The following is an 11,831-nucleotide window of genomic DNA, read 5'->3' as shown; positions in this document are numbered from 1 at the left end:
AGATCAGATACTTGGGCGGGGTGCTACTGCGGTCTTTCTTCACCGCATAGTCCACACCATATTTCCGGGCGATCTTCTCAAATTCCTTGATGGAGGGGTCTGTGATCTCAATATTGGAGATCCCCTGATTCTGACCAATGAGCTGCTTGACGGTCTGTTTGCCGTGGGGTGTCACAGGAGCGTCACGGCTTCTTTTCTTTTGCAGCTTCTTTTCCTTGCAGTGGGCCATGTACTTGCTGATGGCAGCTTTGAGCAGCCTGCCGGTAAACTTTGTTCCGCTGACAACCAGCGTTAAAGTCCTGTTTTCCACTTCTTCCTGCATTTTCATCTCCTCCTTTCCACAAAATGTGCAGGGGTGGTGCATTTATTTCTAAGGCGGAACCACCAGCCGCCGGAGAAAATATTTCTTCATCGCTCCATCCCGCGGTTCTTTTTCTTTACCGGCTTCTTGTCCGGCAGATTCCATTCTTTCCGAAACTCTGCCACGCCTTTAGGGTCAAATGCCTTCAACTTTTCCAGATCAAAGGCAACAGCAGAATATTTTCCATAACCGGACTGCACCTGATAGGGAAGCACCTTCCCCAATTTGTTCTCTTTGATGAATCTCAGCAGGTCCTTGCTGATGTCACCGGAAATAAACGCCTCTCCAGGGTCCAGGGAATACCCTGGAAGGTTCACCGTCATATCTGCAAACGGCTCTGCTCCATCTTCTGTATGGGTAATCATGCCGATATAGAGCCGCTGATTATTCGCATACATTCCAAGTTGCAGCGATATGGTTTCTTCCCCGTATTCCCACTTGAAGGGTACTTTCTTTTCCTCATTCATATCGGATTCCTCCTATCGTATCTGTTCTTTGTGGTCATAAAACAAATCTCCATTTCTGACCTTTGCATGGCTGAGAATCTTGATCTGCCCCTTTGCCTGACTGTCCAGAGCTTTTTCATAGCCTATCTCTGACAAAAACAGGCGGGTGCGTTCTCCTTTCCAGCCCACCGGGGAGTCATGGGTCAACACATCAAAAATAATCATGTGCCGGGTGTTCTCCGCAAATCGCTGGAGATCCATGTAGTCATGTCCGTGGTAGTTCTGCGCCCCGGCCTTCTGGCGCATTTCCTCCATCAGCTGACCGATTGTTTTGCCTTCCTGCATAAAACCCACTTCCTTTCTGTTCTTATGAGACCAGCAAGATCATCTCCCGCAGCTGAGCAAAGTAGAGCTTGCCCTGGGGCGTGACCAGCGTGTAGGAACCGGTATGGCCGTGGTTGCAGTAGTCTTTGACGCAAAACAGCCCTGCATTTTTCACATTGGCATAAGGCAGCACATTTCCGGATGCCGTGCGGTACACAAACCGCCGTTCTATCAGAAACCGGACAAACCGGCGCTCCGGGACATCCAACTCTTTGGCGGTAGTCCTGAGATTGGTGCTGTGCTTTAAGTCGATGAACAGGTCATAGAAAGCGGCTTTGCCCTCCAGCTGTGCATTTTCCTTACGCAGAGAAATATTCGCTTCACGCTCAGCCAACAGGTCTGAGCAGAGCTTCATCAGAGCTTCCGGGGAAGTGGCAATCTCCCACAGCTTCTCTTTTGTGAGATAAGCCCCGTGCTTACGAATGGTAGGCAGGACCTCATCGAATACCCACCGTTCAAACTGCTCTGCCGATGGCAATTTGCTATGAACAATCAGGCGGTACAAATCGCCTTCTGGGATAAAAGTCATACTGATTTTGCGGTCGGGGCTTTGTGGGTGAGGTGCGTCGCGTTTCACGACATACCTACAATGGCGGATAATTGCATCGCGGGGATTGCTGTACCCCAGCGCAGCGGCCACATCCGTTCCGCAGAACAGGTATTTGCCGTTTTCCTCAATGACACGGATACTGCCAAACTCCGGGTTTTTGAAAATTTCCATCTGGTTCATGTCGTGCCTCCTTTGGCATGATAAAAGGCGGCCTTTACCAGCCGCCTGCGTGCATATCGTGGTTGACCAATGAAGTGAAGTGATTGTTCATGGTGGTAGGCGCATTGAACAGCACCGCAAGCAGGTACTGCTTCATGTTGCGTACCTGGGTGGTGTTCTTTTGCAGACAGTCCATGACAAACTCGATGTGGGAGCTATCCAACTTCAAAAAGCGGGAACGCACGATCTCGTGAGGGAAGTCTGCCCCAGAGATTCGGGTGGTCTTTCGTTTGGCACAGACCGTTTCTACCAACAGCTCTACGATCTCATTTAGGTCATCCCGGTAGAGCGGATAACGCCGCTTCAGACAGTCATACTCGATATTCTCCAAAATCAACTCCCGATAATTTTCTATCTCTGTGACAGACATCGCATCCCTTCCTTTCCGTTCCGGCGGTCTTGCCGCCGCTGTTTCCCGGAAGGGAATGGAATCGGTACTTGATCCATAAGTAATTGTTTTTTCTGTATTTGATTTCTCTATATTTAATTCTGCGGGCTTTTCCGTATCCGGTTTTACCATATCCGGGTTTTCCGTATCTGGTGAAGCCGTATCCGGCTGGGACATATCTGGCTGGGGCTGTTCATAGATGACATACTCGGTATCTGTGATCCGCCCACTTTTATCGCGTCTCTGATGGCGCACGATATATCCGGCTCCTTCCAGTTCACGCAGGGCAGCACCGATGGCATCCACGCCCTCCTTACAGATCTTTGCAAGGCCACGGGTGGTGTAATTCCAGTCCTCTGGCAAAGACAGCATCATGGAAAGCAGCCCCTTGGCTTTTAACGACAGGTTTGCATTTCGTAAATGATGATTGCTCATCACGGTATAATCACGGGTCCGTTCAATGCGAAAAACGGCCATCGACCTCACTCCTTCCGAATTTTGGGTACAAAAAAACCGCAATCCTAATTTCAAAGAATTGCGGTGTTCAACGCTTTTCAAATCTTCTTGCATAGAACCAAAACAGCGGCTTTTGGGGACGCGCCTCTGTAAATGGCTCCTCCTGGGCGAAAGGAAGTGTTTGCATCACACGGTCAATATCCGTTGAATCCATGTCATGCTGAGATCTGCAATCTTCCCGGATTGCTTCTTGAATTTCCTTTACCGTACACATAGTCATTCCTTTCCTTTCGTTGTATGTTTATGAGCGACGGCGTTTTCCCGGTTTGAAATCGAGGATATGTCCCTCAATCACACGGGCGTGCCTTTTGATCTTGATCTCCCGGCGCTGCTGGCTTTGCAGGGCGGTCTGATACCCGTCCTCAGCCAAAAACAGCCGCATTTCATCTCCGGGGCTGCCATAAGCAGTGCTGGGACGCAGGACAGAAAACTCAATCATCCAGCGGGTGTTATCCCAAAACCTCTCTACGGCGAGAATGTTGTGTCCTTTCAGCTCACGGGCTGAAATATCCCTCATAGGCGGCTCCTTTCATCGTTCCTGGTCTCTCTGACGCTTTTTCTGCCATGCCTCCAGCAGCTTGATGATGGTTTCCTGCATCCGCTGGGGCGTATAGCTTTTAGGGAAATACTTCCGCAAAGTGTCAGAGGTAAATGTCACTCGGTCCAGATCACTTTTCTTTTCCTCACCCATAATGACACGCATCATATCGAGGGTCAGATGCCCCTCCTGACTGTATTTCTTGAGCCGCTGGGCTTGGGAAAGGGAAGGGGTAGCCTGCTCACTGTCCATGGCATCCAGCAGGTCTACCTGTTCGTCCTTTTTGAGAAATGACAGCTCATAGGCAGGGTTCAGGGCAATCTTCTTTTCATCTACCATATCCATCAATTCAGGAATCAGCTCTGTCAGACGGATATAGCGAAAAATCTGGTTTTTACTCTGACCTACTTGCTCCGCCAAAACCTCGCTGGACTTCTTCCCAAAATCGTTCCCAACTTGGGAACAATTTTCTTTACTCGGTCTGCCAGCCTGTCTTTTCATGGCATCCAGCTTCATTTTATAAGCAAATGCCCTTTCACTTGGGAGCAAGCTTTCTCGCTGCAAGTTGCTGTCAACCATAATGATCGTGGCGGCATCATCATCCAAATCCCGAACAATGACCGGCATAGTCTCCTTGTCTGCCAGTTCACTGGCTCTGTGCCGCCTGTGTCCGGCTACCAGCTCATAACCGCCCTCCGGGTCCGGTCGGGCAATGGCCGGAACCAGAACGCCATACTGTTTGATACTGTCAGCGGTCTCCATCATGGCTTCGTCATCCTTGACTTTGAATGGGTGGTTCTTGAACGGATGCAGTTCAGACAACGGAATTTCCTGAATCTTTTCCAGCTTTGCATCCTGGCGGCCTTCTTCGGTGGAGAACAAATCATCTACCGAGGCCAGCTCTATTTTTTTCGCGCTGCTTTTCAAGTTTCAACACCTCCTTCGTCAGATTTTTGTAGCCCTCAGCCACCTTGCCACCGGGATCATGGGCAAAAATGCTTTTTCCCTCTGCGCTGATTTCCTTTGCCCGGACAGAATGGGGGATCTCTGTGCCGAATACTTTGATCTTGCTGCCATAGGTCTCCCGCAGGAGCGCGGAGATCTCTTTGGCAAAGTTGGTTCGGCTGTCCACCATCGTCAGCAGGATACCGTCTATCTGGAGCTTGGGGTTGATCTGCCGCTTTACCTTGTTCACCGTGGAGAGCAGTTGTTCCAGCCCTTTGGCGGGCAGATACTCTGCCTGAACGGGAATTATGATCCTGTTCGCAGCGGCCAGCGCATTGACTGTGAGCATCCCCAGGGAAGGCTGGCAGTCGATGAGGATATGGGAGTATTGTCCCTTCAGCGTGTCCAGATATTGCCGCAAGATAGTCTCACGACTCATGGCATTTACCAGGGATACTTCCATACCGGATAACTGGATGTCCGCAGGCATCAGGTCTACGCCCTCTGGGTGGTGCAGGATACCCTCGCCGGGACGGAGCGGCTCATCCATCAGGATGCGTCCCATAGCGTCCGACAGCGTAAAGGGCAGCTTGTCCGGCTGGGGATTGCCCAGGCTGATCGTCAGGCTTCCTTGCGGGTCTCCGTCGATCAGCAAGACTTTCTTTCCAGCCTGCGCCAAACCGATTCCAAGATTGGCACAGGTGGTGGTTTTGCCAACGCCGCCCTTCTGGTTGGCGATGGCGATGATTTGCGTGTTCAAATTAGGTTCTCCTTCCATAAAAAATAGCCGCTCATCAAATAGATGAACAGCTGTCTCAGTGCATAAAAAAAGCTGCCTATTCTTCCAAAATAAGCAGCTCGTCATATTTATTTAGTTTTTACTCCCGAAAAGGTCTTACATAAGAAAAAAGGGTCCTATTTTATGGGGTTTTGATGGGTTGTTACCGTCTGTCGGCTCATACATGGGCCAACAGACCCGTACAAATATGTTTTTTCATTCCTTCAGGCTTCTGTCCGCCCATGAAAAGCGCCTCCATTCATGATTGCATAATGCTAAATTATACCATAAAAGGAGGCGTTGGTCGAGATGCTGTTGCTCTCGGTTCATATAAACTTTATCGCATAGGAATTTTAGGATAAAGCTCATTGTGATGTGCCGTGGCAGCCGCAGCCTTTTCCTGCCTGCAATTTTGCCTGAATGTCCACCAGCAGATTGACCTTCGGCGGCTCTGCCTGTGTAACAGTTTTCTTTCGTGGGATATGCACTTTCTTCCCGGAGAGAACTGCCTGCAAATCCTCCAATCCATATCCTTCGCCCAGGCTGTCCAGGCGGGCGGCTTTCTCCCAGCCTGGGAGCTTCAGGCGATACGATTTTCCGCGCTTTGATACCTCACAGCCAGACTCTTTCAGCAGTTCCTCAAAGTCAACAGGACTTTGTGATCATGCGTTGTCAATCGCCACACGAAGCAGCTCCCGGTGAGAAGGCTTTGCCTGATCGCCCGACTTTCTGTGCGGCCAAACCAATAAACTGCTGTTTCATTTTCCTGCCACAATTCGGACAGATTTTGTTGTCAGCACCCATATCATTCTTCCAGCTTATAAAAATCGTCCAAATTTAATTCATGCTTCAATTCTTCTTCTGTCGGCAGATAAGTAAAATATTTTGATGCAAATATCTGGTGATTATCTTCCGGCAGCGTGTACTTTACAACAGAGTCGCCCTTATCTGCACAAAGGACAATACCGATAGGCTGTGAATCTCCCTCATTCATCATTTCACGGGTATAATAGTTCACATACATCTGCATTTGTCCCAGATCCTGATGGGTCAGTTTTCCCATCTTCAAATCAATCAGAACAAAGCATTTCAAAATGTAATTGTAAAATACTAAGTCGATGAAAAAATCCTGTCCATCCAGTGTAAACCGCTTTTGCCGTGCTACAAAAGAAAATCCTCGTCCCAGTTCCAGAAGAAAATGCTGGAGGTGGTCAATCAATGCCTGTTCCAGCTCACCTTCATATACATGGGTATCTGGCTGAATCTGCAAAAATTCCATCACATAAGGATCTTTGATTATTTTTTCATATTCAGGTTTCGGTTCTGTTGTTTGAATTTCTTTTGAAACAGCTGCTTTGTCTTGGCTTGCTAAAATTCTCTGATAGTACATCGTGTTGATCTGCCGTTCTAACTGTCGGACGCTCCACGCAGACTTTACACATTCCTCCATATAAAAGGTTCGTGCCTGTTCATCTGATACACGCATCAAAAGGCGGTAATGTGACCAACTCAATTCAAGACACAGTGTGTCTCGAATTGGGAATGTACAGTAGAACTGCCTCATCTTACGAAGATTTGATTTGTCAAAACCTTTTCCAAACTCAACAGTCAATTGAGCTGAAAGATAGTCCAACAAATTTTTTCCGTATGCTGCTCTGTCATTTTCTCCACACGCTTTATAAATCTGTTCCCCAATTTCCCAGTAGGTTATTACCATTGCGTAGTTCACCGCAGCACTTAACTTATGCTGTGCTGATACAATAGACTGGCGAATAGAATGATAGGTCTGTTCTGCATTTTGATTTATTTGCAAATTGTTATCCATTTTGTACCCTCCTCACTGTGGGTGCTATTAAAATATTGTACCACAAAAGGAGCTTCTTGTTCATCCTTTCATATCATTATTTTTCATGATATATTTTTTTCCTTGAAAACTGGATGAAGGGGAGCAGAAATCCCAAATATAGAAAAATCCTGCGTTCCAGCAGTGGATCAGAGGATGGCCTGCGTGTTTCCGATATTCATGCCCGGAAAAACTTTCTAAAGACCAGAAGATACTGGATCACATGGATAGTGAGGAATCAGGCGCAAACCTGTTCCGCATTACACAGACGGAGGCCAGAATGCGCCGGGATTCTCCACAAGGGCTTGATGAGCGCCGGCCCCATCCTCCATACGGGGAAGGCCCAGGGTTTGGAGGTATGATGGACCGTGCTGTAAATGCTCTGCTGCCTTACGGCTCCCACACGCCGTTTTCATCGACCCAGTAGCCGTCCGGGGTGCGGCTGTTTTTATAAAGAACCCCTTCAGTGCTGTCCTGGATCTCCCGGAAATAGTACCATACGCCGCCGATCTGGTGCCAGCCGGTGTACATATAGCCCTGTCTTCCATCAGAAACCGCATGGAGGTAATAGGTCCGTCCGGCTGCGTCGGTAAACCAGCCGGTCTGCATATAGCCTCTCTCGTCAAAACGATACCATTCTGCCGTATTCTGGTAAGCCAGCCTCTGCCAGCAGGACACCGGATAGGTGCCGTTGGCTTTCCGGTACCACCAGCCAGTCTGATCCCGGACCCAGGTCCCTGCCGGTACTGACCAGGTGTCCGGGCTTCCGGAACCGCCGGAGCCATCGGAGTCGTCGGAAGAAGATCTTCCGACGCCGGAAGAACCGCCATTGCCGGCATCTTTCTCAAACACCGCTTTTACGACCACATTTTCCCCCGGCATGATAAACCGGCCGCCGTTCATGATAACACCTCCGGCAACGGCCTCCCATCCTTTGAAATAATAGCCGCTGGCTGCGTCTGCCGTCAGCGTGACGGTTTCTCCCATCGCCGCAGACGCAGGGGAAGCAGAAGCAGTGCCCTGCCCCTCCGTTTCCACGGTCACGGTATATTCCACCAGGTCATAAAAGAGGTTCAAACTAACAGTAACAACACCGTCCCCAGTTAAAGTACCCACGCCTTCCAGTCGCCCATCCCCGGTGATGGTGCCGTGGTTGGTGAGAGTTACGCCTTCGGGAATGTTTAAGCTTCTAGCATCAGGAATGGTCAGCGTTACGCCCTCTGGAATGGTATAGCTGGCGGGATACTTAGGCAGGGTCAGGCTGCCCCAGACCTCATAGCTGCCGCCGTCGGTGGGCCGGATACCCTGGCCGTCATCCCACTGGCTAGGTCGTCCGTCTGTAAATCCAAACCCTCCGCCAATGGGATTTTCTCCTTGACTGCCCTCTACCTCTATGTTTTTCCCAAGAATCACGACCATGCCGCAATCTTCACCTGGGCCACGCATTCCGGCTGGCCAGGTACTTTTTCCATTTTTCCCGCCTATCCCTACGCTGCCCATGCCGATCGTTCCTGTGCCTCCCATTACAGACAGAAAACCTTTTCCCTGGATAACAAGCACAGCGTCCTTTGGAACATGAATCCCCGGATTATTTTCATCCGCTTTAGAATAATCAACGCTTATTGTATTGGTGGATCCTGCTTGAAGTATAATGTTTAAAGCTGCGCCGCTGCTTACATCAATAGCGCTTTCTTCATTATCAAATGTTCCGCCAATATTCACACCGTTGAGGATGACCGTGGCCTTTGCACCACTGTCAATCACAATACGGTCAGACGTCTGTCCGTTGGTGGAGATCGTCAGCTCTGCACCGTTATTGATGGTCAGGACGCCGTCGGCGTAGGAGTAGTCGTTCCCCGATGTGCCGCCAGTCACTTCAAAGCCACCGGCAGCAGCAGCCGCATTTATCATTCCATTGAACACACCAAACAGGCTTTCAAAAATCCCTGCCCCGGTGCCTTCTGCTTTCTGCCCGTCCGTGAGAGCCTCATAAGCGTCATAGGCTGCCTGCAAATCGGCGTAGACCTCCTGCTGTTCCTCCTTTGTCATGGCCTGCAATTCTTCCGCTGTGGGCAGGTCGTCGATCATTTCCTGCACCTGCTCCGGAGTGACCGCCAGAGCGTCGGGCGGTGCAGCGGGAAGCAGGCCTTTGCAGGCGGCGAAATCTTCGCTGCATACAGGACAATCCTCGTTGATCTTATCCCCGGTACAGGGTTCTGTGCAGATACATTGATCCTGGCCGGCCTGGGGCTTCTCCTGGGAATGGCAGGTCCCGCAGACATAGGTGCAGGGAGTTCCCTCTGTGGCAGGAGTATAGCCGCACTCACTGTCGTGTTCGTGGCGGCAGTCCAGCACCTGCTTCACACAGCCGCTGTCCTCGCTGCACCGGTGGGTACATTCTGTCGGTTCCCGCCGCTCTGCGCCAGCCGGAGTGGCCGTATTGTCAGAAGTGTCATCCTGCGGGCAGCAGTCATCCGTATGCACATGAATGCAGTGTTCCGCCAGCTTATAGCAGTCTTCCGTGTGCCGGTGACCGCAGGCTGTCCCCTGCTTTGTTTCGTTCATAATTTTTATTATATCAGCATTCCTGCCGCCTGTCTAACGTTTTTGCACAGAAGCTCCGTTCCCCTTCTTCAGATCTCCATATCCCAGTATCAGGATCGTGGCAATGATCATGGAAAAACCCAGAAAATCAATGGGCTTAAACGGCGCCTTCAGCCACACAGCCGACAGCAGCGTGGCCGCAATGGGCTCCACACAGGCGTAGAGACTGGCCCGGGCCGGGCCGATGAGCTTTACCCCCTGCATATACAGAGTAAAGGCCGCCATGGACCCCAGAAAGATAATGGCCCCCAGGGCCAGAAGAAAGGGGAGATCCAGGGTATAGCGGTATCTCCATGGCTGAAAGACCAGGGCCAGGACGATCCCGCCGATGGTCATTCCCCAGGCCAGAAGGTATGCTGTGGGATAATAGGCCATGAGCCGCCGGGGCTGCATATTGTAAAGGACCACTGTGGCCGCCGACAAAAGCCCCATGACCAGGGCCTCCCTGGAGATCACCATCTGATGGACATTTCCATGGGTAGCGATCAGAAAGATCCCCGATATGGCCAGGATAAGGGACAGGACCTCCACTGCCCTGGGAAGCCGCTTTTCCATAAAGCACACCAGCACCATGATGAGCACCGGAGACAGGTACTGGATCACAGTGGCCGTTCCGGCATTGGAAAGCTCGATGGTGACAAAATATGTATACTGGCAGAGCATGAGACCGGCGATCCCGTAGATCATCACCTCCGCCGCGTCCCTGCCCTTTTTCCAGATCCGGAAGGCCGCTCCTCTTTCCTTAAAAATATAATACAGCAGCATGGTCAGGCCGGCCATGGTCAGGCGGATCGGCACCAGCCACCCCGAGGTCACGCCCTTATACTCAAACAGATACTGTCCGCAGGCCCCCGATAGCCCCCAGAGCGCTCCCCCCAGGATCGTGATCAGGACTCCCGCCTGTGTTCCCATAGTCTTCCGTTCCATGCTCCGTTCTCCCTTCTTCTGCTTTCCATGCATTTTCATACGCCTATATTTTTATTTCAGCCTTGTGTATCCGCCGGAAGAGGTACACGGGATCTCCGTCACCTGGATCTCCTCCCCGTCCAGCACCACCTTAAACAGAATGGTGCTGGGAATACTGCTGCCAAACACGAAATTCCCCAGGCTGTACACAATGGGCTTTCCATTATAGTATTCCACCGGCTGCAGCACATGGGGATGGCTTCCGATGACCAGGTCAGCCCCGGCGTCGATATACTGGCGGCCCATGGCCCTCTGGTAATCCTTTGGCTCTGTCTCCCGCTCCACGCCCCAGTGGACGTAGACCACCAGGTAATCACACTGGCCTCTGGCCGTCTTTATGGCCTCCAGGGCCCGGGCCGGATCATAGGTGGAAAACACACCGGGATGGTCCGGTCCCGCCGCCCAGTCAGCGGACATATAGACCCGGGACGTCCCCAGGAACCCGATCCGTTTTCCATGGACCTCCAGGATCTCCAGGCGCTCCGCCTGGTCCCTGTTTTCTCCTGCCCCCACATGGCGGATCCCCGCCCCGTCCAGGGCTTTTATACTGTCGGTGATCCCCTCCGGACCAAAATCCAGGATGTGGTTATTGGCCAGGGTCACAAGATCCACGCCCATCTCCGTGAGTATGGACACCTTTTCCGGCGGCAGGCGGAAGGTGAACTGCTTATCTGCCGCCTTCGTTCCCCGGTCTGTAAACGGAAACTCCTGGTTTACCATAAAAATATCTGCTTCCAGAGTCTCCTTAAGGATCCCCTGGTCCAGGACTCCGGTGATATTTCCGGCACGGCTGTACGCTCCCAGCACATGCTCCGACAGATAAACGTCCCCGGCAAATAAAAGAGTACACGGCTCCCCGCTCTCCCCTCCGGCTTCCTCCGGCACGTCCGCATCCGTTTCCATCTCCGTTTCTTCTGCCGCCGTTTCCAGCCGGATGCTGGTCTTTGTTTCCTGTCCGTTCTTCATTTCCTGGCTGTCCTTTATTTCCTGTCCAGCCTCTGCCCCGGCTGTCTGCCCCTCTGATGGCTCTGGGTACGCCTGGGCTATTTCTCTCTCTCCTCTGTCCACTCCCGGCCGCGGTTTTAAGCCTCCGCCTGCCAGAAAGGTCCCGGCCATGATCACCATGGCTGCCAGGATCACAAATAAGAGTGTCAGAAGGATCCGTTTTCCTTTTTCCATATCATCCTCCTTCCGTTTATTGTAACTGGCAGAGAGAAAAAGCACAAGTATTTTCACAGCCCTGCATTTACAAAAACCGCCCGGACGATTTTTCCAGGCGGTTCCGTTTGCATC

The 11,831-nt window shown here is 51.3% G+C and carries 13 protein-coding genes and 1 pseudogene; all 14 read right to left on the bottom strand.

Translation table 11 applies throughout. From position 1 onward, the window contains the following. A partial coding sequence (locus OCV69_RS07220) for a PcfB family protein (RefSeq protein ID WP_262563037.1) occupies window positions 1-322 on the bottom strand: 322 nt, incomplete at its 3' end. Window positions 323-408: 86 nt separating this feature from the next. Beyond that, window positions 409-828, bottom strand: a complete 420-nt coding sequence (locus tag OCV69_RS07215) for a DUF4313 domain-containing protein (RefSeq protein ID WP_156833476.1) — start codon at window positions 826-828, stop codon at window positions 409-411. 12 nt (window positions 829-840) lie between these two features. Continuing rightward, a complete protein-coding gene (locus OCV69_RS07210; RefSeq protein ID WP_007045765.1) occupies window positions 841-1,152 on the bottom strand; it encodes a DUF5720 family protein in 312 nt (103 codons plus the stop codon). 22 nt (window positions 1,153-1,174) lie between these two features. Then, the gene (locus tag OCV69_RS07205; protein WP_158358463.1) at window positions 1,175-1,921 is read right to left on the bottom strand and encodes a BRO family protein; all 747 of its coding nucleotides are present in this window, start codon (window positions 1,919-1,921) and stop codon (window positions 1,175-1,177) included. 34 nt (window positions 1,922-1,955) lie between these two features. After that, a complete protein-coding gene (locus tag OCV69_RS07200) occupies window positions 1,956-2,825 on the bottom strand; it encodes a DUF6017 domain-containing protein (protein ID WP_158358462.1) in 870 nt (289 codons plus the stop codon). 67 nt (window positions 2,826-2,892) lie between these two features. Continuing rightward, window positions 2,893-3,084, bottom strand: a complete 192-nt coding sequence (locus OCV69_RS07195) for a hypothetical protein (RefSeq protein ID WP_431733278.1) — start codon at window positions 3,082-3,084, stop codon at window positions 2,893-2,895. Window positions 3,085-3,105: 21 nt separating this feature from the next. Continuing rightward, window positions 3,106-3,381, bottom strand: a complete 276-nt coding sequence (locus tag OCV69_RS07190) for a DUF5720 family protein (protein WP_158358461.1) — start codon at window positions 3,379-3,381, stop codon at window positions 3,106-3,108. Window positions 3,382-3,393: 12 nt separating this feature from the next. Then, on the bottom strand, window positions 3,394-4,329 hold the full coding sequence (locus tag OCV69_RS07185) for a ParB/RepB/Spo0J family partition protein (protein WP_158358460.1): 936 nt from the start codon (window positions 4,327-4,329) through the stop codon (window positions 3,394-3,396). Then, window positions 4,286-5,107 (bottom strand): ParA family protein, encoded by an 822-nt coding sequence (locus OCV69_RS07180; protein ID WP_158358459.1) that lies wholly within the window; start codon window positions 5,105-5,107, stop codon window positions 4,286-4,288. The genes OCV69_RS07185 and OCV69_RS07180 overlap by 44 nt, the downstream gene beginning before the upstream one ends. Window positions 5,108-5,511: 404 nt before the next feature. Further along, a pseudogene (locus OCV69_RS07175) lies at window positions 5,512-5,847 on the bottom strand (relaxase/mobilization nuclease domain-containing protein); the annotation flags it as partial. An 83-nt stretch (window positions 5,848-5,930) separates the two neighbouring features. Continuing rightward, window positions 5,931-6,950 carry a PDDEXK nuclease domain-containing protein gene (locus OCV69_RS07170; protein ID WP_158358458.1) on the bottom strand — a complete coding sequence of 340 codons (1,020 nt, stop codon included), beginning with the start codon at window positions 6,948-6,950 and terminating at the stop codon, window positions 5,931-5,933. Between the two features lie 408 nt (window positions 6,951-7,358). Further along, window positions 7,359-9,533 carry an InlB B-repeat-containing protein gene (locus OCV69_RS07165; protein ID WP_158358457.1) on the bottom strand — a complete coding sequence of 725 codons (2,175 nt, stop codon included), beginning with the start codon at window positions 9,531-9,533 and terminating at the stop codon, window positions 7,359-7,361. A 33-nt stretch (window positions 9,534-9,566) separates the two neighbouring features. Continuing rightward, window positions 9,567-10,499, bottom strand: coding sequence for a DMT family transporter (locus OCV69_RS07160; RefSeq protein WP_158358456.1), 933 nt, complete (start codon window positions 10,497-10,499; stop codon window positions 9,567-9,569). A 51-nt stretch (window positions 10,500-10,550) separates the two neighbouring features. Then, window positions 10,551-11,717 (bottom strand): CapA family protein, encoded by a 1,167-nt coding sequence (locus tag OCV69_RS07155; RefSeq protein ID WP_262563036.1) that lies wholly within the window; start codon window positions 11,715-11,717, stop codon window positions 10,551-10,553. Between the last annotated feature and the right edge of the window lie 114 nt (window positions 11,718-11,831).

The sequence above is a fragment of the Alitiscatomonas aceti genome, from assembly GCF_025567195.1.
Taxonomy (GTDB): domain Bacteria; phylum Bacillota; class Clostridia; order Lachnospirales; family Lachnospiraceae; genus Alitiscatomonas; species Alitiscatomonas aceti.
The sequence above is the reverse complement of the archived record's forward strand: the minus strand, read 5'-3'. Positions and strand labels throughout refer to the sequence as shown.